Here is a 22270-nt window from a genome sequence, read left to right on the forward strand (position 1 = left end):
GACCAACAGGATACTTTCATGACTAGCTGCACGCCCGTGAAAACCACTTGCCCGTATTGCGGCGTCGGCTGCGGCGTGGAAGCAATGCGCCTGCCCGACGGCGCCATCCGCATCGCCGGCGACGCCGCGCACCCGGCCAACCAGGGCCGCCTGTGCGTGAAAGGCTCGGCCCTGGGCGACACCCTGGACTTGGACAAGCGCCTGCTGCAGCCGCAGGTGCGCGTCGATGGCGTCCTGCGGCGCGCTTCCTGGGATGTCGCGCTGGACCAGGTGGCCGGCGGCTTGCGCGCCATCATCGCCGAACACGGCCCCGACGCCGTGGCCCTGTATGTCTCGGGCCAGTTGCTGACGGAAGATTATTACGTCGCCAACAAATTCATGAAGGGCTATGTCGGCAGCGCGAATATCGACACCAATTCGCGCCTGTGCATGTCGTCGGCCGTGGCGGGCCACAAGCGCGCGTTCGGCGAGGATATCGTGCCGGGCTGCTATGACGACCTGGAACTGGCGGACATGGTGGTGCTGGTGGGCTCGAACACGGCCTGGTGCCACCCGATCATGTTCCAGCGCATCACGCGTATCAAGGAAAGCCGGCCGCACATGAAACTGGTGGTGATCGACCCGCGCCGCACGGCCACCTGTGAGCTGGCCGACCTGCACCTGCCCGTGAAACCGGGCACCGACGTGTGGCTGTTCAACGGTTTGCTGTGCTATCTGGCGAAGGAGGGCGTGATCGCCGACGATTTCGTCACGCAGCACAGTTCGGGTCTCGACGAGACATTGGCAGCCGCCCACGTGGACTGCGGCGATCCCTTGCAGGTGGCGGCCATCTGCAAGGTCGATCCGCTTGCCTTGCTGGCGTTTTACCAGGCATTTGCTGCCACGCGCAAGGTGGTAACTGCTTTTTCGCAGGGTGTCAACCAGTCGTCCTCCGGCACGGACAAGGTCAACAGCATCATCAACTGCCATCTGGCGACGGGACGCATCGGCCAGCCCGGCATGGGACCGTTTTCCCTCACGGGCCAGCCGAACGCCATGGGCGGGCGTGAAGTGGGCGGCCTGGCCAATATGCTGGCGGCGCACCTCGATCTCGACAAGCCGGCGCATCGCGAGGCCGTGCAAACCTTCTGGGACTCGCCGCGTATCGCCGACAAGCCTGGCCTGAAGGCGGTGGACCTGTTCCAGGCCATCGAGGCGGGTAAAGTCAAGGCCGTGTGGATCATCGCCACCAATCCGCTGGTCAGCATGCCAGACGCCGACCAGGTGCGCCGCGCGCTCGATAAATGCGAGCTGGTGGTGGTGTCGGACATCAGCGCCGGGTCGGACACGAACGCGCATGCCGATGTGCTGCTGCCGGCCCTGGGCTGGGGCGAAAAGGATGGCACGGTGACCAATTCCGAGCGGCGCATCTCGCGCCAGCGGGCGTTTCTGCCGGCGCCCGGCGCAGCGCGCGCCGACTGGGACGTGCTGTGCGATGTGGCGCGGCGCATGGGCTTTGGCGGTTTTGACTTCACGTCGCCGCAGGCCATCTTCGATGAACATGCGCGCCTGTCCGCTTTCCGCAACGAGGCGGAAACGGCGCGCCTGTTCAACCTGGGCCACCTGGCCGGCCTGGATGCGGCGCGCTATGACGCTCTGGCGCCGCAGCAGTGGCCGCAGGGCCAGGCGAGGCTGTTCGGCGACGGCCGTTTCGCGCATGCGGACGGGCGCGCGCGCTTCATTCCCACGGCGCCGCGCGCGCCGCGTAACATGCCCGACGAAGACTATCCACTCATCCTGAATACGGGCCGGGTGCGCGACCAGTGGCATACGATGACGCGCACGGGCAAGGCGGCCAGGCTGTCGGGCCATATCGCCGAAGCCTTCATCGACCTCCACCCGCAGGATGCGCTGCTGTACAGCGTGCGCGAAGGCGAGCTGGCGCGCATTTCCAGCGCCTGGGGCGCGATGGTGGCGCGCGTCGTGCATGGCGGCGGCATCGCGCGCGGCCAGGTCTTCGTGCCGATCCACTGGAGCGACGCGAATGCGTCCGATGCGCGCGTGGGCGCCGTCGTCAACCCGGTCGTCGACCCTGTCTCGGGCGAACCGGAATTCAAGCATACCCCCGTGCGCATCGAGCAGTTCCGCGTGCACTGGCATGCGTTTGTCCTGAGCCGCACGCCCTTGGACCTGGACGGCGTGGCGCACTGGACGCGCATTCAGGGCGAGCAATTCCTGCGCTACGAACTGGCCGGCCGCCAGCGCATCGAAGACCTGGGCGCCTGGGCGCGCGCGCTGCTCGGCGTCACGGACGACAACGCCGACTGGCTCGATTATGCGGACGCCAGCGCCGGCGTGTACCGCGCCGTGCACCTGGACGAGGGGCGCATCGCGCAATGCGTGTATGTTTCGCCCCGTCCCGACCTGCCGTCGCGCAGCTGGCTGGCGGGCCTGTTCGCGCACGAGCAGCTCGATGCTGCCGACCGCGCAGGCGTGCTGCTGGGCCAGCCCATCGGCAAGGGCATGGATGCCGGCCCCACCGTGTGTTCGTGCTTTGGCGTGGGGCGCAACACCATTTGCGCGGCCATCGTGGAACAAAAGCTGACGACGACGGCGCAGGTGACGGCCTGCGTCAAGGCCGGCGGCAATTGCGGCTCCTGCGTGCCCGAGATACGACAATTGCTGCTGGAGGCGCGCAGCGCAGCCTGATAATCTGTCCTTTCCCGCGCGGCTTTGTTATATTGCCAGCTCTACAAGAGAGAGGCAGTGTAATGACAGCAGGACAACACGACACGGTCTGGCTGACGGGCTTGAGCGGCGCCGGCAAGACCAGTATCGCCCTGTCGCTGGCGCAGGCGCTCAAGGCGCAGGGCCGCGCCGTGACGGTGCTCGACGGCGACCAGCTGCGCCATGGCTTGAACCGCGACCTGGGTTTTACGCCCGGAGACCGGCATGAAAATATCCGCCGCACAGCCGAAGTGGCGCGCCTGATGAACGGGGCAGGCCTGACCGTCATCGCCGCCTTCATCTCCCCCTCCCGCGCCGACCGGGCCATGGCCGCCGCCATCATCGGTACGGCGCATTTCATCGAAGTCCACGTCAGCACGCCGCTGGCCGTGTGCGAGGAACGCGATGTCAAGGGCCTGTACGCGAAGGCGCGCGCGGGGCAGATCGCCGAATTCACGGGCGTGTCGGCCCCCTACGAAGCGCCGCTGGCGGCCGCGCTGACCCTGGATACGGGCACCCTGGCGCTGGAAGAGTCGGTCGAGCGTCTGTGCCGCCATTTGCAGCTGCGGCCGTGACGACCTGGCGCAAATGGCTGCGCCGGCACTTGCCCGCCAGTCTGAAGGCGCGCATGAGCGTCGTCGTCTTCCTGCTCGTGCTGGGCGCGGTCGCGTCGCTGGCGCTGGCCACCCTGGCCGTGGCCGAGCGCGGCATGCGCGACGTGACGGGGCGCCAGCAGTACGTCTCGCTGTCCAGCGCCGCCGTCTTCATCGATGAAGAACTTGACGCGAAGCGCAATGTGCTGCGCGCGATGGCAGACAGCCTGGCGGCCGGCGGCGCGCACGACGGCGCCAGCCTGCAGCGTTTCCTGGCCGCGCAAACGGTGCTGGGCAAGGAGTTTTATTCGGCCGGTGTGGTCGGCATCGACGGCGTCGTCCTGGCCAGCGTGAGTCCCTTCAAGCCGCAGGCGGGGCTGAACGTGAAGGGTCGTCCTTACTTTGAACAGACGCTGGCGACGCGGCGCTCGGTGATTTCCGCACCGCTCAACGGCAGCATTTCCGGCATGCCCATCGTCGTGGTGACGCAGCCCGTGTTCGACGCGCAGGGCGGCGTGCGCTATGTGCTGGCGGCCAGCGTGAACCTGCGCCAGCCCGATTTCCTGGGCCGTCTCGGCGCGCTCAAGCCGGGTCCGGGCGGCTATCTGTACATCATGACCAGCACAGGCGTGATCGTCGAGCATCCCGACAAGTCGCGCATCATGCAGCATATCGAAGCACATGGCCCCATCAGCGTACCCACGCGGCGCGCCATGCAGGGCTTCGAGGGCTGGCTGACGGGCACCACCACGCAAGGCGTCGATGCGCTGTTTGCCTACCACCGCATCGCCTCGACGGGCTGGATACTGGCGTCCGTCTATCCCATGAGCGACGCGTTCGCGCCGCTGCATGCCATCCGCAGCAAGATCCTGCTGGCCGCCGTGCTGCTGGCGGCGCTGGCGGGCCTGGCCGGCTGGCGCGTGGTGCTGCGCCTGTTGCAGCCTTTGGCGCGCTTGCGCCACCAGGTGCATGAGATTCGCCGTCATCGCCTGGGTATCGATGTGCTGCAAATCGAGCGGCGCGACGAGATCGGCGACTTGAGCCGCGACTTTTATTCGCTGGTGGCCGAGCGCGAAATCGCCGAGGCGCAGACGCGCGACGGCGAGCGGCGTTTGAAACTGCTGACGGACCATGTGCCCGTGGTGATCGTCTATATCGACCGCGAGCACCGCTACCAGTTCATCAACGCCACGTTCGAGAAATGGTTCGGCCGGTCGCAGCAGGAAAGCCTGATGCAGTCGATCCGCGAGGTGCTGGGCGAGGAAGCGTATCAAATGCGCGAAGCCTACCTGCGGCGCGCCTTTGCGGGCGAGGAGGTCGAATATGAATTCACCCTCGGCGGCGAGGGAGACACTGGCATGCGCGCCTTCCAGACCAGCTACGTGCCCGACGTGGGCGAGAGCGGCGCGGTGGAAGGCGTGTATGGCCTGATCCACGAAATCACCAAGACCAGGGCGGTGCACACGGCGCTGCAGTTTGCCGCCGCCACCGATACCCTGACGGGCATCGCCAACCGGCGCCGCTTCGACGAGCAGCTGGCGCAAAGCATGCAGCGCACGCGGACCGCGCGCGCGCCGATGGCGCTGGCCTATCTCGATATCGACCGTTTCAAGGCCATCAACGACAGCCTGGGACACAAGGCGGGCGACGAGGTGCTGAAGGAATTCGCCGCACGCATGGTGCGCAGCGTGCGCGCCAGCGATCTGGTGGCGCGCCTGGCCGGCGATGAATTCGTGATTATTCTGGAAGGCGTGAACAGCGCGGCCGAAGTGCGCCAGATCGGCGCCAAGATCATCGATGCCATCCGCCAGCCCTTCGACCTGGCCAGCGGCCCGCTGCCGGTGACGACCAGCATCGGCATCGCCATCTTCCGTGAAGGCGCGCTGACGCCGGCGCAGTTGCTGGACCTGGCCGACCAGGCCCTGTATGCCGCCAAGGGGCAGGGCCGCGACGGCGTGGCGCTGCTCGAGGCGGCGCCTTAGCTACGACAGGGTGGTGCTCCAGTGGTCGAGCTGCTGCGTGGTGGCGGTCACGCCGCCGCAGACGATGACGAGCACCTTGCGGTAGGACGCCAGTTCCGGCACCTTGCCGTAGACGGCCGCCAGCGCCGCGCCGCAGGCCGGCTCCACCACCAGGCGCTGGTCGGTGATAAAGCGCTGGCAGGCGACGACGGCGGCCCGGTCCGACACTACCACGCTGTGCAGCAGGCGCGTCTGGCTGATGGCAAACGCCTGCGCGCAGACCTGGCGCGCGGCCAGTGAGGTGGCGATGCTGCTCACGGCTGGCAGGGCCACGTGCTCGCGCGCGGCCACTGCGGCCGCCAGCGAGGCCGCGCCTTGCGTTTCCACGGCCACCAGCGCCACGTCATCCCAGCCATTGCGTTGCAAGCCTTCGGCCACGCCGGCCAGCAGGCCGCCGCCACCCACCGACAGCACCACGGCGTCCGGTTTCAGGCCCGCGCGCGCCACTTCATCGATCATGCCGGCGTGGCCCTGCCACAGCAGCGGGTCGTCGAACGGGTGCAAAAAGGCGTCTTGCGGCGTGAGCATGGACTGCGCCAGCGCGTTCGCTTCCTGCCACGCTGCGCCGTGCACGATGACTTCGGCGCCTTCCTGCGCGATCAGGGCCTTGGCCCGTTCGCTGGTGGTTTCCGGCACGACGACGATGACGGGAATGCCCAGCTGGCGGCCCGCATAGGCGACGGCGATGCCGGCATTGCCGCCGGAAGACGAGATGAAACGGCTGGCGCCGCGCCGCGCGTATTCTTCGCAGGCGAGGCCGATGCCGCGGATCTTGAAGGAGCCGGGCGGCTGCAAGGCTTCGAGCTTGAGCCAGATGGCGCGTTCGCTGTGCAGGCTCAGGGCGCGCGAGTTGAGCAAGGGAGTTTCGATGTGCAGTGCCATGCATGTTCCTGGTAAACAGTCAGGCCAACATCATAGCCGAAGCGCCCGTGGCTAGGCCCCACGCTTGCCGGCGTGGCGCTTAATCGAGGCGGTTGTCGGCTACGCGGTAGTGTGGGTCTTCCCGGTCGTTGACTTCCACCATGGGGCGTGCCTTGCCCAGGATCGCCAGGCAGTCGGGGCTCAGGTGGCGCAGGTGCAGCGTCTTGCCCGCCTGCTGGTAGCGCTGCGCCAGCGCGTCGATCGCCTCGATGGCGGAATGGTCGACCACGCGCGCTCCCGCGAAATCGATCACCACGTGCTGCGGATCTTCTCTTGGCGTGAACAGGGCCGTGAAACTGGCCGTCGAGGCGAAGAACAGCGAGCCTTCCAGCAGATACACCTTCCAGCCACGTTCATCGGTGCCGGTGCGCACGGCGATCTGCCTGGCATGCTGCCACGCGAAGACGAGGGCGGCAAACACCACGCCGGCCAGCACGGCCACCGCCAGGTCCGTCAGCACGGTGATGACGGTCACGCCGACCACGGTGATGGCGTCGGCGCGGGGGATCTTGCGCAGGGTTTGCAGGCTGCCCCAGGCGAAGGTCTTGGCGCAGACGACAAACATCAGGCCCACCAGCGCGGCCAGCGGAATTTTCTCTATCCATGGCGACAGGAACAGGATAAAGCCCAGCAGCAGTACGCCGGCCACGATGCCCGACAGGCGCGAACGGGCGCCGTTGCCGATGTTGATCATGCTCTGGCCTATCATGGCGCAGCCGCCCATCGAGGCGAAGAAGCCGCTGACGATGTTGGCGAGTCCTTGCGCCAGGCTTTCGCGGTTCGGCTTGCCGCGCGTGTCGGTGATGCTGTCGATCAGGTTGAGGGTCAGCAGTGTCTCCAGCAAACCGATGGTGGCGAGGATCAGCGCATACGGGCCGATGATGGTCAGCGTCTCCAGCGTCAGCGGCACTTGTGGGAGGTGAAAGCGCGGCAGGCCGCCCGCGATCGATCCCATGTCGCCCACGGTCTTCGTTTTCAATCCACAGGCCCAGACCAGGCCGGCCACCAGCAGGATGGCTGCCAGCGAGGACGGGATGACGGTGGTCAGGCGCGGCAGCAGATAGATGACCAGCATGGTCACGGCCACCAGGCCCAGCATCAGGTAGAGGGGTGCGCCGCTGAGCCAGCTGAGCGCGCCGCTGGCGTCCAGCGTCTTGAAGTGGCCGAACTGTGCCATGAAGACGACGATGGCCAGGCCGTTGACGAAGCCCAGCATGACGGGGTGGGGCACCATGCGTATCAGCTTGCCAAGGCGGCAGGCCGCAAACAGTATTTGTAGCAGCCCCATCAGCACGACGGTGGCAAAAAGGTATTCGGCGCCATGGCTGACGACGAGACTGACCATCACCACGGCCAGCGCGCCGGTGGCGCCGGAAATCATGCCGGGTCTGCCGCCCAGCGCGGCCGTGATCAGGCACATGAAAAAGGCCGCATACAGGCCGGTGAGGGCACTGACATGGGCCAGCAGGGCGAAAGCGATCGCTTCCGGTACGAGGGCGAGGGCGACAGTGGCGCCGCTCAGGACATTGACCTTGATGTCGGCCGGGCTGAGTGTGGACATGGACTTCCAATGACAAATGCGGCGCAGCGCGTGCGCGCAGGGATACGGGCGCTGGCCGAAGGCGGCGCCGGGAACGGAGTGTGACAGGCTGGACGAGGGAAACTACATCGGTATGGGCTGTGCGAGTGAGCGGCAAGCCCTATTATTGCACAGGCAAGCGGGGCCGGTCACGGGGCCCGGGCTCGCCTGTGGCGCACGGTGGCGCAGTTAATTCAGGGGCGCGCTCTTGAGCTGATGCGTGCGCGCCACTTCCTTCATTGCTTCGAGCAGGTCGTCGCGCAGCTGGCGCGGCAGCTTGCCGAAGAATTCCTCATCGTTCTGGTCTGCCATCCCGGCCAGCACGGGCACCAGCGCTTCGCCTTCCGTGGTCAGCTCGATCGAATGCTGGCGGCGGTCGGCCAGCAGGATCGACTTGCTGACCATGCCCTTGCTTTCCAGGCGGTCGATCAATTTCGAGACGGCGCCCTTGCTCATGCCGGACACTTGCGCCAGCACCGTGGGCGAGGTGCAGCCCAGGCGGAACATTTCGCGCAGCACCACCCATTCGGACACCGTCACGCCATTGGCTTCGGCTTTTTTCTGGAAGCTGTGGGAAACGTGGTTGGAAACGAATCGCAGCCAGTAACCGAGGTGGGCTTCCAGCTCGCTGACGGGGAGGCTGTTGGGGTGGGCGGCTTGCGGCATGGCGGCCGTTTCAAAATTATGGCTCATTTCTTTTCCTTCACTGGGCGGCGTTGCCGGCATGGTTAAGGCCTTCACGCTTGCTGTCGAGTGGTTTGTTTGGGAACAATCATCGTGCTTGAGGTAGTTTTAACACTGTTTTCACAGGAAATCACTTGCCGGCAAAGAGTTTTTCCTTTTTTCTTGCTCTGAATAGATAAAAAGCAATAACAAGCCAATAATCGTATTGCCGGAGAGGAAGATTAAAAAAATAACTCTTGTTGCATCAATGGTAACATCATTTTTGCCGAATTGATAAATATTTCATATCATTTCTGTGTGCTTGCCCACACATGACGTATTGCCCGCGCGACAGTGCGAGGTTTTCTTGCAGAAATGTGGCCCGCTCAGCCCAGCACCACCTTCACGCCCGCTTCGCGCAATACTTCGGCAAAGCGGGGCGGCGGCGGCGCATCCGTAAACAAGATGTCGACTTGCGCCAGGTCGGCCAGCCGCACCAGCGCCTTGCGGCCGAATTTATGCTGGTCGGCCACCAGCCACACTTCGCGCGACTGCTCGATGATGGCTTGCGCCACCTTCACTTCGCGCGCATCGAAGTCGCGCAGGCTGCCGTCTTCGTCGATGCTGGAAATGCCGATGATGCCGATGTCGACCTTGAACTGGCGGATGAAGTCGATGGTGGCTTCGCCGACGATGCCGCGGTCGCGCCCGCGCACCACGCCGCCGGCCACGATGACTTCGCAGGCGGCGTTGTCGGCCAGGATGGCGGCCACGTTCAGGTTGTTCGTCACTACGTGCAAGCCCGTGTGCCGGCCCAGCGCGCGCGCCACTTCCTCGGTCGTCGTGCCGATATTGATCAGCAGTGAACAGCCGTGCGGCACTTGCGCGGCGACGGCGGCGGCGATGCGCCGCTTGGCGTCGCTGTTGAACACTTGCCGCTGGCTGTAATCGATGTTTTCCACGGACGAAGGCAAGCCGACGCCGCCGTGGTAGCGGGCCAGCAGGCGCGCTTCTTCCATCTGCTTGACATCGCGGCGCACGGTTTGCGGCGTCACGTCCAGCTGCTGGGCCAGCTCTTCGACGGACATGGTGACCTTCTGGCGCACCACTTCGAGCAGGCGGCGCTGGCGGGGATTCAAAATCATGGGCTTGTCTCTTTAAAAATCACAAACGAACAAAAACGAACAAATAGTGATAAAAATATGTTGCTATCGATTCGCAATCTGGCGTATCTTATCCATATTGCATTCGAATTACATCTGTATTGATCTTAACGACAGTCGCCGGCGATGCCTAGTCTTTCCTCGCCAGCCTTTCCCCCGACAGACACGGAGTCCCGATGGCCGCAGCACAGCAAGGTGTGGAGACAGCGATGGCATGCGATGTGCTGGTGGTCGGTGGCGGCATCAATGGCGCCGGCATCGCGCGCGACGCGGCGGGCCGGGGCCTGTCCGTGCTGCTGTGCGAAAAGGATGACCTTGCCGCGCATACCTCGTCGGCCTCCACCAAGCTGATACACGGCGGCCTGCGCTACCTCGAATACTATGAATTCGGCCTCGTGCGCAAGGCGCTGATCGAGCGCGAAGTGCTGCTGCGCTCGGCGCCGCACATCATGTGGCCGCTGCGCTTCGTCATGCCGCACGCCAAGGGCCAGCGCCCGGCCTGGCTGATACGCGCCGGCCTGTTTCTCTATGACATGCTGGCGAAGCGGGAAATCCTGCCGGCCTCCAGCGGCATCGACCTGACCCGCCACGCGGCCGGACAACCGTTAAAACCCGAGTTCAAGCGCGGCTTCGTGTATTCCGACGGCTGGGTCGACGATGCGCGCCTGGTGGTGCTCAACGCCATCGACGCGGCGGACAAGGGCGCACACGTGCTGACGCAGACGCGCTGCACGATGCTGGCGCGCGAAGGTGACGCTTGGCTGGCGACCTTGCAGCACGCCAACGGCAGGCAGACGACCGTGCGGGCGCGCAGCGTCGTCAATGCGGCCGGGCCGTGGACGGCCGAGTTTCTGCAGCAGGCGGCGCCCGGTGGACAGGGCCGCCATTTGCGCCTGATCAAGGGCAGCCATATCGTCGTCAAGCGCCTGTTCGCGCATGATCACGCCTACATCTTCCAGCATCCGGACGGGCGCATCGTGTTTGCCATTCCGTATGAGCATGATTTCACCCTGATCGGCACCACCGACCTCGACTACCAAGGCGACCGTGGCAAGGTGGAAATCGACGACGAGGAAATTCGTTACTTGTGCGAGCTTTCCAGTTACTATTTCAGCAAGCCAATCTTGCCGGCCGACGTGGTGTGGACGTATGCGGGCGTGCGTCCGCTGGTGGAAGACGCGGCGGCCGACGCCAAGGCCGTCACGCGCGATTACCGCTTCGAACTGGACCAGGAAGGTGCGCCGCTGCTCAGTGTTTTCGGCGGCAAGATTACCACGTTTCGCAAGCTGGCCGAGGAAGCGATGGACATGCTGGCGCCCTTGCTGGGCAATACGCTGCCGGCCTGGACCGCCAGCGCCTGCCTGCCCGGCGGCGATGTGTACGGCAGCACGCCGCAGAACCGCTCCGTGCGCGAGTTCGGCCAGTTCGTGCAAGGCTTGCAGCGCGAATATGCGTGGCTGCCGGCAGCGCTGGTGGCGCGCTATGCACGCGCCTACGGCACGCGCATCCACGTGCTGCTCGCCGGGCGGACGGAGGTGGCGGCCATGGGCGAGGAAATCGCCGCCGGCCTGTACGCGGCGGAAGTCGATTATGTGCGGCGCCATGAATGGGCCGTCAGCGCGGCCGACATCCTGTGGCGGCGCTCCAAGCTGGGCCTGCACCTGCCGCGCGAGACGGCGGGCACGCTCGACGCCTGGCTGTTGCAGCACCCTTTGCCGTAAGCAGTACCCATTGCTGTAAGCACAAAACGTTGGCGACCGCGCCCCGCAGAGGGTGCGGCGAAGAATAAGAAACCATCACTGGAGGAGAAGCGCGTGCAACTGGTACTGGACAAGATCAGCAGGAAGCAGGGGGCTGACGACTTTTTATATCCGATGTCGCTGGCACTGGTGCCGGGCGCCATCAACGTCTTGCTGGGCACCACGCGTGCCGGCAAGACGACCCTGATGCGCGTGATGGCGGGCCTGGACAAGCCCAGCGGGGGCACGGTGACGGCCGATGGCGTCGATGTGACGGGCGTGCCCGTCAGCAAACGCAACCTGGCCATGGTGTACCAGCAATTCATCAACTATCCGGCCTTCACCGTCTACGACAATATCGCTTCGCCCTTGCGCTTGCGCAAGGAACCCGAGGAACAGATACGCACCAAGGTGCTGGCGCTGGCCGAGCGCCTGCACATCACGCCCTACCTGCAGCGCACTCCCGGAGAATTGTCCGGCGGACAGCAGCAGCGCACGGCGCTGGGGCGCGCGCTGATCAAGGATGCGTCCCTGCTGCTGCTCGACGAACCTTTGGTGAACCTCGACTATAAGCTGCGCGAGGAATTGCGCCGCGAATTGACGGAACTGTTTTCCAGCGGCAGCACGACGGTCGTGTATGCGACCACGGAACCGCTGGAAGCGCTGCAGCTGGGCGGCCACGTGGCCGTGCTGCACGAGGGACGATTGCTGCAGCAGGGGCCGACCCTGGACGTCTTCAACGCCCCCAACTCCATCGACGTGGCGCGCACCTTCAGCGACCCGCCCATCAACCTGATCCCCGCGCGCGTGGATGCGCACGGTGTGGCGCAGGCGGCCGACGGCCTGTCGATACACCTGAGCGGCGCGCAGCGCGCCCGCCTGGGCGACAGCACGGAGGTGATCCTCGGCGTGCGCGCACACAGCCTGCATCTGTCGCCGCAGTCCGATGGCGACGTGCCCATCGCGGCACAGGTGGACCTGGCGGAAATCAGCGGTTCGGAAACCTATGTGCATGCGCGCCGTGGCGACCTGGCGCTGGTGGCGCAGCTCGGTGGCGTGCACAACCTGGAAATCGGCAGCGCCTGCACCGTGTATTGCCAGCCGCACGCCTTGCTGATCTTCGCGCAAGACGGCGGGCTGCTGTTTGCTCCTGCGCAAGGAGGGGTGTGACATGGCGCGCATCGAACTGGTCGACCTGGCCCACGCCTACAAACCGAATCCCACGGCGCCAAGCGACTATGCGCTGCGGCCCATGAGCATGGAGTGGCATGACGGCGGCGCGTATGCCTTGCTGGGGCCGTCCGGCTGCGGCAAGACGACCTTGCTCAACATTATCTCCGGCCTGGTGAAACCGTCGCATGGCAAGGTGCTGTTCGACGGCAAGGATGTGACGCAGCTGCCCACGGAAGCACGCAATATCGCGCAAGTGTTCCAGTTTCCCGTCATTTACGACACCATGACCGTGCATGACAATCTGGCGTTTCCGCTGCGCAATCGCGGCTGGAAAGAGATCGAGGTGAAAAAGCGCGTGCAGCAGGTGGCGCAGATGCTGGAATTGACGGGCGACCTGAAACTGCGCGCCAGCGGTTTGTCCGTGGACGCCAAGCAAAAGATTTCGCTGGGCCGCGGCCTCGTGCGCCCGGACGTGGCGGCCGTGCTGTTCGACGAACCGCTGACGGTGATCGACCCGCATTTGAAATGGTTGCTACGCAGAAAATTGAAGGAAATCCACCACGAACTGAAATTGTCCTTGATCTACGTCACGCACGACCAGGTGGAAGCGCTGACCTTTGCCGACCAGGTGGTCGTCATGACCCAAGGCGAAGTGGTGCAGACGGGTAGTGCGCAAGCGCTGTTCGAGGAACCGGAACACACCTTTGTCGGCTATTTCATCGGCAATCCGGGCATGAACTTGCTCGATTGCACCCTGGACGATGGCGGCGTGCGTCTGGCGGGGCAGCTGCTCGCCGTGTCCGCTGCCGCCCGCGCGGCGCTGTCTGGCGCGCAAGGGAAAATCACGGTGGGCGTGCGGCCGGAATTCGTCGAATGCGTGCGGGCGGGCGAGGGTGGCGACCATGGCGACCATTGCCTGGACGCCACGGTCACGGCCGTGCGCAACATGGGCACGCATTACCTGGCGGAATTCCAGCTGGGTGGCGCGACGGTGGCGGCCAAGCTGCGCGCCGTCGATGCCGTCGCGGGAGATGCCGTGCGGCTGCGCTTTCCGCCGCAACGCACCTTGTTCTATGTCAACGATAAGCGGGTGGCCTGATGATACATAACGGTAAAACCGATAACAACCGCCGCGCCTGGCTATTGATCCTGCCCGTGCTGCTGTGCGTGGCCTTTTCCGCCATCCTGCCCCTGATGACGGTGGTGAACTATTCCGTGCAGGATATTCTGAGCCCCACGCAAAAGGTGTTCGTGGGTACCGAGTGGTTCCGCATGGTCATGCTGGACGGCGACTTGCACAGCGCCTTGCTGCGCCAGTTGCTGTTTTCCGGTTCCGTGCTGGCGATCCAGATTCCGCTGGGCATTTTGATTGCTCTGTGCATGCCGGCCGATGGCTGGAAGGCGTCCCTCGCCTTGGTGCTGATCGCGCTGCCCCTCTTGATTCCCTGGAACGTCGTGGGCACCATCTGGCAAATCTTTGGCCGCGGCGACATCGGCCTGATGGGCTACACCTTGAACCAGCTGGGCTTTGACTACAATTACAACGGCAATTCGCTCGATGCGTGGCTGACGGTGATGGTGATGGATATCTGGCACTGGACGCCCCTGGTTGTGCTGCTGTGCTATGCGGGCTTGCGCGCCATTCCCGACGCGTATTACCAGGCGGCCCGCATCGACGGCGCCTCGCGCCTGGCCGTGTTCCGCTACATCCAGCTGCCAAAACTGCGCAATGTGCTGATGATCGCGGTGTTGCTGCGCTTCATGGACAGTTTCATGATCTACACGGAACCGTTCGTGCTGACGGGCGGCGGGCCGGGCAATGCCACCACGTTCCTGTCGCAATACCTGACGCAAAAGGCCGTGGGCCAGTTCGACCTGGGGCCGGCGTCCGCGTTTTCCCTGATCTATTTCCTCATCATCCTGCTGTTCTGCTTTGTGCTGTACACGTGGATGCAGCGCGTCGGCACGGGAGACCAGAAATGATGCACAAGAAAATGAGCAGCGCCATCCTCGTCGTCTTCCTGCTGGGCTCGCTGTTGCCCATCTACTGGATGCTCAACATGTCGCTCAAGACCAACGAGGAAATCGTGGGCGTGCTGAGCCTGTGGCCCCAGCAATTGACGTTCGCCAACTATCACACGATTTTTACCGACCGGTCCTGGTACAGCGGCTACATCAATTCCATGATTTACGTGGCCTTGAATATGGTCATGTCGGTCACGGTCGCCTTGCCGGCCGCGTATGCTTTCTCGCGGTACAACTTTGTCGGCGATAAACACCTGTTCTTCTGGCTCTTGACCAACCGCATGACGCCGCCCGCCGTCTTCCTCGTGCCGTTCTTCCAGCTGTATTCCACCGTTGGTCTGATGGATACGCACCTGGCCGTGGCGCTGGCGCACATGGTCTTCAACGTGCCGCTGGCCGTGTGGATACTGGAAGGCTTCATGTCCGGCGTGCCGAAGGAAATCGACGAGACGGCGTATATCGACGGCTACAGTTTCCCCCGCTTCTTCATCCGCATTTTCTTGCCGATGATCAAGTCGGGCGTGGGCGTGACGGCGTTTTTCTGCTTCATGTTCAGCTGGGTGGAACTGTTATTGGCGCGCACCTTGACTTCCGTCAATGCCAAGCCGATTGCCGCCACCATGACGCGCACGGTGTCGGCGGCCGGCATGGACTGGGGCGTGCTGGCGGCAGCCGGGGTGCTGACCATTGTGCCCGGTGCGCTGGTGATCTGGTTCGTGCGGCATTACATTGCCAAAGGTTTCGCGATGGGGAGGGTGTGACATGGAAAATACCGATAGCACAGCCAGCCTGTTCGGCTGGATGGCCTGGACGCCGGAAGTGGCCATCTTCTTCATTTGCATCGGCTTGATGCTGGCCGGCATGACGGTGTGGCAAATCCGTTCGCCCAGCATTGAGCGCAAGGGCTTCCTGCCCATGCCGACTACGCGCGGCGACCGCCTGTTCATCGGCTTGCTGACGGCCGCGTATGTGAATCTGGCGTGGGCGGGGTTCACGGAAATGCAGCAGGCGATTGGTGCCGGCATCAGTTTTGTAGTGTTGTTAGTGGTAATGCGTTGGGGATAAGTCGTAGATGAGAACACTGGCCCGCTATCGCAGGCCAGATGACAACTAAAAAGGAGATTCACGATGAAATTGAAGTTCACGGTCTTCGCGGCTGCGGCCATGCTCGTGTCGAATGCGGCCCTGGCCGACGCCAAGCAGGCGCAAACCTGGATCGACAAGGAATTCCAGCCATCCAGCCTGAGCAAGCAGCAACAGCTTGCTGAAATGAAGTGGTTCATCGATGCGGCGGCCAAGCTGAAAGCCAAGGGCATCAAGGAAATTTCCGTGGTCTCGGAAACCATCGACACCCACGTCTACGAATCGAAGACGCTGGCCAAGGCCTTCGAGGAAATCACGGGCATCAAGGTGCGCCACGACATCATCCAGGAAGGCGACGTGGTGGAAAAGCTGCAGACCTCGATGCAGTCCGGCAAGAGCATCTATGACGGCTGGATTTCCGATTCCGATTTGATCGGCACGCATTACCGCTATGGCGCCGTCGAGCCGCTGTCCGACTACATGGCCGCCAAGGGCAAGGAATTCACCAATCCCGGCCTGGACCTGAAGGATTTCATCGGCATCAGCTTTACCACGGCGCCCGATGGCAAGGTGTACCAGCTGCCCGACCAGCAATTCGCCAACCTGTACTGGTTCCGCGCCGACTGGTTCGCGCGCAAGGATTTGCAAGCCAAGTTCAAGGCCAAGTATGGCTACGAGCTGGGCGTGCCGCAGAACTGGTCCGCCTATGAAGACATCGCCGACTTTTTTACCAATGACGTGAAGGAGCTGGACGGCAAGAAAGTCTATGGCCACATGGATTACGGCAAGAAAGATCCATCCTTGGGCTGGCGCTTCACGGATGCGTGGCTGTCGATGGCTGGCGCGGCCGACAAGGGCATTCCAAACGGCATGCCTGTCGACGAATGGGGCATCAAGGTGGCGGCCGACAAGTGCACGCCCGTGGGCGCCTCGATGTCGCGCGGCGGCGCCACCAATTCGCCGGCGGCCGTGTTTGCGCTGACGAAATACATCGACTGGATGAAGAAATACGCGCCGCCGCAGGCGAACGGCATGAATTTCTCGGAATCGGGCCCCGTGCCGGCGCAGGGTGAAATTGCCCAGCAAATCTTCTGGTACACGGCATTTACGGCCGGCATGACGAAACCGGGCTTGCCAGTGGTCAACAAGGACGGCACGCCGAAATGGCGCATGGCGCCGTCGCCGCACGGCCCGTACTGGAAAGAGGGCATGCAGAACGGCTACCAGGACGTCGGTTCCTGGTTCCTGTTCAAGTCCACGCCGGACGACCGCAAGGCCGCCGCCTGGCTGTACGCGCAATTCGTCACGTCGAAAACCGTGTCGCTGAAGAAATCGATCGTGGGCCTGACGTTTATCCGCGATTCGGACATCCGCCATGATTACTTCACGAAACACGCGAACGAATACGGCGGCTTGATCGAGTTCTACCGCAGCCCCGCCCGCGTGGCGTGGACGCCGACCGGCAACAACGTGCCCGACTATCCGAAGCTGGCGCAGCTGTGGTGGAAAAACGTGGCCACGGCGATTACGGCGGAAAAAACGCCGCAGGCCGCCATGGATAACCTGGCCGAGGAAATGGACCAGGTCATGGCGCGCTTGCAGCGGGCCGGCATGAAGGCGTGCGCACCCAAGCTCAATCCCAAGGTTGATCCGAACCAGTATCTGTCGGACCAGCACGCCCCATGGAAAAAGCTGGCGAATGAAAAACCGAAGGGTGAAACGATTGCCTACGATAAATTATTGCAGGCTTGGAAAGAAGGCAAGGTAAGGTAAACTGCCGCCGCTGTCCCGAGGCACGGAGCTTGATGGTTCCGTGCCTGTTTTTACCCGATGCTTGCATTACCAGACCATGACCAAATACATACTTGCTTTAGATCAGGGCACCACCAGTTCGCGCGCCATCCTGTTCGACCATGCGGGGCGGCCGCACGCCAGCGCGCAGCGCGAATTCCGCCAGATTTTCCCCCAGCCGGGCTGGGTCGAGCATGACGCGAACGAAATCTGGGCCTCGCAAGAGGGCGTGCTGCAGCAGGTGCTGCGCGACAGCGGCGTGGCCGCATCCGACGTGGCCGCTATCGGCGTGACCAACCAGCGCGAAACGACGGTCCTGTGGGACCGTGCCACGGGCAAACCCGTCGCTAACGCCATCGTCTGGCAAGACCGCAGAAACGCGGCTTATTGCGAGCAACTGGTCGAGCAGGGCAAGGCGGACTTGATCCAGCAAAAGACGGGCCTCGTGCTGGACGCCTATTTTTCCGCCACCAAATTGAAATGGCTGCTCGACAATGTTCCCGGCGCCCGCGCGCGCGCCGAGCGGAGCGAGCTGGCCTTCGGCACCGTCGACAGCTGGCTGATCTACAAGATGAGCGGCGCCCACTTGACGGACACGAGCAACGCGGCGCGCACCATGCTGTTCAATATCCACACCCTGCAATGGGACACGGATCTGCTGGCGCTGCTGGATATTCCCGCCTCCCTGCTGCCCGACGTCGTGCCATCGAGCGGCGTGGCCACGCACACGCACGCTGACCTGCTGGGCGTCTCCGTGCCGATCGCCGGCATCGCGGGCGACCAGCAGGCGGCCACGTTCGGCCAGGCATGCCTGAAGCCGGGCATGGCCAAGAATACCTACGGCACGGGCTGCTTCATGCTGATGAACGTGGGCAAGCGCCCATTGCCCTCGAAAAACCGGCTGTTGACGACGGTGGGCTGGAGCCTGGGTCCTGATGCAAATCAAACCGACTATTTGCTCGAAGGCAGCGCCTTTATCGCGGGCGCGGCCGTGCAATGGATGCGCGACGGCATCGGCATCATCCGCGACTCGTCCGAAGTGGAAGCGCTGGCCACCAGCGTGCCCGATTCGGGCGGCCTCGTCTTCGTGCCCGCGTTCGCGGGTCTGGGCGCGCCGTACTGGGACCCGTATGCACGGGGCACCCTGATCGGCATCACGCGCGGCACGGGCAAGGCGCATATCGCGCGCGCGGCACTGGAAGGCGTGGCGTATCAGAACGTCGATGTGTTGTCGGCCATGCAGGACGACGCGGGCATCGCGTTATCCGAACTACGCGTCGACGGCGGCGCGGCCCGCAACGACATGCTGATGCAGTTCCAGGCAGACATCTTGAATGTGCCCGTGGTGCGCCCCGTGGTGACGGAAACGACAGCCCTGGGCGCCGCCTACCTGGCGGGTCTGGCCGTGGGATTCTGGAAATCGCAGGAAGAAATCGCCGCCCAATGGCAGGTGGGACGCCGCTTCGAGCCGGCCATGGCGGCCGATGAACGCTTGACGCGGCTGCACAAGTGGCAGCGGGCCGTGGAGCGCTCGCGCGACTGGAGCGAGTGAACTGGTATCAATGGCGTATGAAATACACGGCGTAACCTACCGTTTCGCGCGGTACCGAGTACAGGTCGCGCAGCTCGAAGTAGGGCGCGTGCACCTGGCCGCTGACGGTGATGCCGGCCCGCTCCAAAGCCAGGCGGAAGCGCGGTACATGAAAATATTGCGTGGCGACCATGGCTGTCTTCCAGCCGTGCTGGTGCATGAGAAGTGCCGCGTTGCGGGCCGTGGCGTCCGTGGTCCAGCCTTGATTATCCTCAAGGATGGCGCTGGCGGGCACGCCGCGCGACTGCAGGTAGCGGGCCATGGACGCGGCCTCGTCAAAACCTTCCTTGCCCGTCGCCCCGCTGACGAGGATGCGCGGCGCCCTGCGCTCCTGAAACTGTTTCAGCGCCGCGTCGAGCCGCGCCTGCAGGCGGGGGCTGGGCGTGCCGTCAGGCAGGATCGTATTGCCGGGCACGACGATCACGTCGGCGGGAGCCGGTTTGTCGTTGAGTCCCGCCAGCACCAGGGCGGCGGTGGCCAGCAGGAACACGCCAACAGCGCTTGAACCGACCAGTGTTATTTTTCGCATCGTGCATCATCAAGTTGGGAATGGATGCATGATACCCGTCCATTCCCGCCGGCGTCAGTTCGCCTGCGCCTTGCGCGCGCGCTGGTTCGACAGATAAATATTGTCTATTTCCAGCGGCTTGCCCTCGCGCACGGCATCGAGCCAGTCCTGCGTGCTGGCGACGGCGGCGAAATTCGAATGGAAGACGGCGCTGAACACGCGGTGGATTTCCTCGGCGCTGGCCGTGCCGCCCGCGTTGGCGTAGGGCAGGGTGCCGGTGGCGTCTTGCAGGAACTCGACTTGCAAGCCGTCGTGCGCGGCGTGGTAGATGGTGGCCGCGTCGCAGTTGTGCGTCATGTAGCCGATCACCGTCAGGGTGTCGATGCCGTGGCTATCCAGCCAGGCGCGCAGATCCGTGTCCGCAAAGGCGCTGCCCATGCTCTTGTTGATGCGGTGGTCGGCGGCAAACGCTGCCACTTGCGGATGCAGCTGCCAGCCGTCGCTGCCCTTGGCGAAGATGGGCGAGGCTTCCGGCGCATCGTGCTGGACGACGATCACGGGCACGCCGGCGGCGCGGGCGGCAGCCATGGCGGTGACGATATTCGGCAGCGAGATGTCGACGGACGGATATTCGATGGGCATGTCGCCCGTAAAGTATTCATTTTGTACATCGATGACGAGCAGGGCGCGGCGTGGTGCGGTAGTGTTGGACATGCGTGACTCCTGAATGGTTGAAAGAGGAAGGACTTCCCCGATACAGCCATTGTCAAGCCGCGCGTTGCAAATAAAAAGTGGCCCGAAGGCCTGTATGCGATAAAATCGGGCCATGCCTGCTATTCCTGCCACCACCCTGATAATTGCCGTGATCGCCTTCGACGGCATGACGCCATTTCACTTGTCCGTGCCTTGCCTCGTGTTTGGCGCCCAGACGGACGAGGCCGATCTGCCGCCTTTCCACGTGCGCGTCTGCGCCGCCGACCCCGCGCCCTTGCGCACGGCGGCCGGCTTCGGCATCACGCCCGAGTTCGGCCTGGAAGGATTGGACGGGGCCGATATCGTCATCATGCCGGCCTGGCACGACGATTGTCGCGCTGCGGCGGCTGCCCTGGTCGCTGCGCTGCAGGCGGCCAGCCGGCGCGGGGCGCGCATGGTGGGGCTGTGCCTGGGCGCATTTCCCCTGGCACAGGCGGGCTTGTTGGATGGCAAGAGCGCAGCCACGCACTGGGGCATGGCGGAGAGGCTGGCGGCCCGCTATCCCAAGGTCAGGGTGGACCGCGAAGTGCTGTACGTGGACGATGGCGGAGTACTCACGTCGGCCGGCGTGGCGGCCGGCCTCGATTGCTGCCTGTACCTGCTGCGCCAGCTGGCGGGCGCCGAAGTGGCGAACCGGGTGGCGCGCCGCCTGCTGGTGGCGCCGCACCGCCAGGGCGGGCAGGCGCAATTCATCGCGCGTCCGTTGCCTGTGTCCGGCAGCGAAGGGCGCTTTGCCGACGTGCTGGCCAGCGTGACAGCCAGCCTGGGCCAGGCGCACAGCATCGACGCGCTGGCCGAACGGGCCGCCATGAGCCGGCGCAATTTTACGCGCCACTTTCGCCAGGCGACGGGTACGTCGTTCAAGCAATGGCTGCTGAACCAGCGCCTTGCGCATGCGCAAGGCATGCTGGAAAAAAGCGCGGCCTCGATCGATGTCGTGGCGCAAGAGGCCGGCTTCGGCACGGCATTGTCGCTGCGTCAGCATTTCCGGGCGAATCTGCAGACGTCGCCCTCGGCGTATCGCAAGCTGTTCCGGCAGCAGCTAGGCCAGGTCGTTGGACCATAGCGTGGCAGGGTCGCGGCTGCCCTGGGGCAGCATTGCGCTGACGGCGATTTGCCGCCCGATGAAAGCAGTGGCATCGAAGCCGTAGCGTTCCTGGAAGGACACGGTTTCTGCGCTCATCAATTCGGCATACGTTTGCATCAGGGTCGAGGCGCCAACATGGTTGTCTTGCGCCAGGTAGGTGGCGATGGCGGCCATTAGCACGGGGTAATCGGCATTGTCCTTGCTGCCGCCAAAGTGGAACGACAATTGCCCGCAGGCGCGCCAGATGGGGTCAATTTCCTCGTCCGGCACCGGCTGCGCGCGCAGCCATTGCAAGGCTTTCAGGGGCGGGCCGCCAAAGGACGGCGGCGAGATGATGGCCTGGATGGCCACCTTGACGGCGGCATCGATTCTTCCCGCGCGCACATACTGGCCATGCAGCAGCACCAGCGCGTCCGTATATTCGGGCACGATGGCCAGCGCCGCTTCCAGCAGGGCGATGGCCGCGTCCGGGTTGCGCTGGGCGATCTGTTCCTTGGCTGCCAGAAACGCGGCGCGCGGCGAGGCGGGGTCGTCGGCCAGCGATGGCGTGCCCACATACTCATCTTCCGCTGCCGCGTAGGCTTGCAGGAACGCCGCCAGGCTGGAAAAGTGCGGCTGGATACGCCACTCGTCGTGCCACGTCTCGACGACGATCGGCTCGGACGCTTCGCGGCCGATGGGCCAGTACAGGCCGAAAGTGTCACCATTACCCAGCGCGCCTTCGGAAAACGGGGTGAAGCCTAGCGGTGGATATGCTGTCGCGTGTTGCCAGTCTTGTTCCGCGGAAATATGGATGAGGTTTGCAGGTCGTTGCATGGAGGTAAGGGAGGATAAAACGCCAGTGTAGGGCAAGCGGGCGGCGCCGCGCGCACGT

19 protein-coding genes are annotated in these 22270 nt (G+C 64.1%); 12 read left to right on the forward strand and 7 right to left on the reverse strand.

The window, feature by feature from the left end:
* The first annotated feature begins 18 nt into the window (after positions 1 to 18).
* From SJI03_RS14890 to SJI03_RS14900, 3 genes are all read left to right on the forward strand, one after another.
* Entirely contained in the window at positions 19 to 2688 is a 2670-nt protein-coding gene (locus tag SJI03_RS14890) for a molybdopterin-dependent oxidoreductase (protein WP_322427695.1), read from the forward strand.
* Positions 2689 to 2750: 62 nt separating this feature from the next.
* Positions 2751 to 3281 (forward strand): adenylyl-sulfate kinase, encoded by a 531-nt coding sequence (gene cysC, locus SJI03_RS14895; RefSeq protein WP_322427696.1) that lies wholly within the window; start codon positions 2751 to 2753, stop codon positions 3279 to 3281.
* Entirely contained in the window at positions 3254 to 5281 is a 2028-nt protein-coding gene (locus SJI03_RS14900) for a diguanylate cyclase domain-containing protein (RefSeq protein WP_322427697.1), read from the forward strand. The genes cysC and SJI03_RS14900 overlap by 28 nt, the downstream gene beginning before the upstream one ends.
* Here SJI03_RS14900 and SJI03_RS14905 read toward each other — a convergent pair whose 3' ends face one another.
* From SJI03_RS14905 to SJI03_RS14920, 4 genes are all read right to left on the reverse strand, one after another.
* Positions 5282 to 6202 carry a pyridoxal-phosphate dependent enzyme gene (locus SJI03_RS14905; protein WP_322427698.1) on the reverse strand — a complete coding sequence of 307 codons (921 nt, stop codon included), beginning with the start codon at positions 6200 to 6202 and terminating at the stop codon, positions 5282 to 5284.
* Between the two features lie 79 nt (positions 6203 to 6281).
* Positions 6282 to 7802 (reverse strand): SulP family inorganic anion transporter, encoded by a 1521-nt coding sequence (locus SJI03_RS14910; RefSeq protein WP_322427699.1) that lies wholly within the window; start codon positions 7800 to 7802, stop codon positions 6282 to 6284.
* A 207-nt stretch (positions 7803 to 8009) separates the two neighbouring features.
* A complete protein-coding gene (locus SJI03_RS14915; protein ID WP_099378659.1) occupies positions 8010 to 8513 on the reverse strand; it encodes a MarR family winged helix-turn-helix transcriptional regulator in 504 nt (167 codons plus the stop codon).
* Between the two features lie 356 nt (positions 8514 to 8869).
* Positions 8870 to 9628 carry a DeoR/GlpR family DNA-binding transcription regulator gene (locus SJI03_RS14920; protein WP_185982124.1) on the reverse strand — a complete coding sequence of 253 codons (759 nt, stop codon included), beginning with the start codon at positions 9626 to 9628 and terminating at the stop codon, positions 8870 to 8872.
* A 227-nt stretch (positions 9629 to 9855) separates the two neighbouring features.
* Here SJI03_RS14920 and glpD point away from each other — a divergent pair, with 227 nt between their 5' ends.
* The 8 genes from glpD to glpK all read left to right on the forward strand — a co-directional run bounded on the left by glpD (position 9856) and on the right by glpK (position 19009).
* Positions 9856 to 11367, forward strand: a complete 1512-nt coding sequence (gene glpD, locus SJI03_RS14925) for a glycerol-3-phosphate dehydrogenase (RefSeq protein ID WP_322427700.1) — start codon at positions 9856 to 9858, stop codon at positions 11365 to 11367.
* 93 nt (positions 11368 to 11460) lie between these two features.
* Positions 11461 to 12555, forward strand: a complete 1095-nt coding sequence (locus tag SJI03_RS14930) for an ABC transporter ATP-binding protein (RefSeq protein ID WP_322427701.1) — start codon at positions 11461 to 11463, stop codon at positions 12553 to 12555.
* 1 nt (position 12556) lies between these two features.
* On the forward strand, positions 12557 to 13657 hold the full coding sequence (locus SJI03_RS14935; RefSeq protein ID WP_322427702.1) for an ABC transporter ATP-binding protein: 1101 nt from the start codon (positions 12557 to 12559) through the stop codon (positions 13655 to 13657).
* Positions 13657 to 14541, forward strand: a complete 885-nt coding sequence (locus tag SJI03_RS14940) for a carbohydrate ABC transporter permease (RefSeq protein ID WP_034754965.1) — start codon at positions 13657 to 13659, stop codon at positions 14539 to 14541. The genes SJI03_RS14935 and SJI03_RS14940 overlap by 1 nt, the downstream gene beginning before the upstream one ends.
* On the forward strand, positions 14538 to 15344 hold the full coding sequence (locus SJI03_RS14945) for a carbohydrate ABC transporter permease (protein ID WP_099378663.1): 807 nt from the start codon (positions 14538 to 14540) through the stop codon (positions 15342 to 15344). The genes SJI03_RS14940 and SJI03_RS14945 overlap by 4 nt, the downstream gene beginning before the upstream one ends.
* A 1-nt stretch (position 15345) precedes the next feature.
* Positions 15346 to 15648 carry a DUF2160 domain-containing protein gene (locus SJI03_RS14950; protein WP_369811512.1) on the forward strand — a complete coding sequence of 101 codons (303 nt, stop codon included), beginning with the start codon at positions 15346 to 15348 and terminating at the stop codon, positions 15646 to 15648.
* 63 nt (positions 15649 to 15711) lie between these two features.
* Complete coding sequence (locus SJI03_RS14955) at positions 15712 to 17439, forward strand: ABC transporter substrate-binding protein (protein WP_034779106.1); 1728 nt, start codon at positions 15712 to 15714, stop codon at positions 17437 to 17439.
* Positions 17440 to 17515: 76 nt separating this feature from the next.
* Entirely contained in the window at positions 17516 to 19009 is a 1494-nt protein-coding gene (glpK, locus tag SJI03_RS14960; RefSeq protein ID WP_322427703.1) for a glycerol kinase GlpK, read from the forward strand.
* Between the two features lie 7 nt (positions 19010 to 19016).
* Here the strand turns inward: glpK and SJI03_RS14965 are convergent, their stop codons facing one another.
* Both SJI03_RS14965 and SJI03_RS14970 read right to left on the reverse strand, forming a co-directional pair.
* The gene (locus tag SJI03_RS14965; RefSeq protein ID WP_322427704.1) at positions 19017 to 19577 is read right to left on the reverse strand and encodes a YdcF family protein; all 561 of its coding nucleotides are present in this window, start codon (positions 19575 to 19577) and stop codon (positions 19017 to 19019) included.
* A gap of 54 nt (positions 19578 to 19631) precedes the next feature.
* Complete coding sequence (locus SJI03_RS14970; RefSeq protein ID WP_322427705.1) at positions 19632 to 20270, reverse strand: cysteine hydrolase family protein; 639 nt, start codon at positions 20268 to 20270, stop codon at positions 19632 to 19634.
* A gap of 112 nt (positions 20271 to 20382) precedes the next feature.
* Between SJI03_RS14970 and SJI03_RS14975 the strand changes: the two genes are divergently transcribed.
* On the forward strand, positions 20383 to 21375 hold the full coding sequence (locus SJI03_RS14975) for a GlxA family transcriptional regulator (RefSeq protein WP_322427706.1): 993 nt from the start codon (positions 20383 to 20385) through the stop codon (positions 21373 to 21375).
* On the opposite strand, the gene SJI03_RS14980 is transcribed toward SJI03_RS14975, so the two are convergent.
* On the reverse strand, positions 21352 to 22212 hold the full coding sequence (locus tag SJI03_RS14980; protein WP_322427707.1) for a tetratricopeptide repeat protein: 861 nt from the start codon (positions 22210 to 22212) through the stop codon (positions 21352 to 21354). The genes SJI03_RS14975 and SJI03_RS14980 overlap by 24 nt on opposite strands.
* Between the last annotated feature and the right edge of the window lie 58 nt (positions 22213 to 22270).

This window comes from Janthinobacterium sp. GMG1 (genome assembly GCF_034427795.1).
GTDB lineage: Bacteria > Pseudomonadota > Gammaproteobacteria > Burkholderiales > Burkholderiaceae_D > Janthinobacterium.

Bases quoted from the DNA above. Each gene is read 5' to 3' on its own strand.
- SJI03_RS14920 (WP_185982124.1), bottom strand. From the start codon at position 9,628: ATGATTTTGAATCCCCGCCAGCGCCGCCTGCTCGAAGTGGTGCGCCAG.
- glpK (WP_322427703.1), top strand. From the start codon at position 17,516: ATGACCAAATACATACTTGCTTTAGATCAGGGCACCACCAGTTCGCGC.
- SJI03_RS14940 (WP_034754965.1), top strand. From the start codon at position 13,657: ATGATACATAACGGTAAAACCGATAACAACCGCCGCGCCTGGCTATTG.
- SJI03_RS14950 (WP_369811512.1), top strand. From the start codon at position 15,346: ATGGAAAATACCGATAGCACAGCCAGCCTGTTCGGCTGGATGGCCTGG.
- SJI03_RS14955 (WP_034779106.1), top strand. From the start codon at position 15,712: ATGAAATTGAAGTTCACGGTCTTCGCGGCTGCGGCCATGCTCGTGTCG.
- SJI03_RS14935 (WP_322427702.1), top strand. From the start codon at position 12,557: ATGGCGCGCATCGAACTGGTCGACCTGGCCCACGCCTACAAACCGAAT.
- SJI03_RS14890 (WP_322427695.1), top strand. From the start codon at position 19: ATGACTAGCTGCACGCCCGTGAAAACCACTTGCCCGTATTGCGGCGTC.
- SJI03_RS14945 (WP_099378663.1), top strand. From the start codon at position 14,538: ATGATGCACAAGAAAATGAGCAGCGCCATCCTCGTCGTCTTCCTGCTG.
- SJI03_RS14965 (WP_322427704.1), bottom strand. From the start codon at position 19,577: ATGCGAAAAATAACACTGGTCGGTTCAAGCGCTGTTGGCGTGTTCCTG.
- glpD (WP_322427700.1), top strand. From the start codon at position 9,856: ATGGCATGCGATGTGCTGGTGGTCGGTGGCGGCATCAATGGCGCCGGC.
- SJI03_RS14975 (WP_322427706.1), top strand. From the start codon at position 20,383: ATGCCTGCTATTCCTGCCACCACCCTGATAATTGCCGTGATCGCCTTC.
- SJI03_RS14970 (WP_322427705.1), bottom strand. From the start codon at position 20,270: ATGTCCAACACTACCGCACCACGCCGCGCCCTGCTCGTCATCGATGTA.
- SJI03_RS14910 (WP_322427699.1), bottom strand. From the start codon at position 7,802: ATGTCCACACTCAGCCCGGCCGACATCAAGGTCAATGTCCTGAGCGGC.
- SJI03_RS14915 (WP_099378659.1), bottom strand. From the start codon at position 8,513: ATGAGCCATAATTTTGAAACGGCCGCCATGCCGCAAGCCGCCCACCCC.
- cysC (WP_322427696.1), top strand. From the start codon at position 2,751: ATGACAGCAGGACAACACGACACGGTCTGGCTGACGGGCTTGAGCGGC.
- SJI03_RS14905 (WP_322427698.1), bottom strand. From the start codon at position 6,202: ATGGCACTGCACATCGAAACTCCCTTGCTCAACTCGCGCGCCCTGAGC.
- SJI03_RS14980 (WP_322427707.1), bottom strand. From the start codon at position 22,212: ATGCAACGACCTGCAAACCTCATCCATATTTCCGCGGAACAAGACTGG.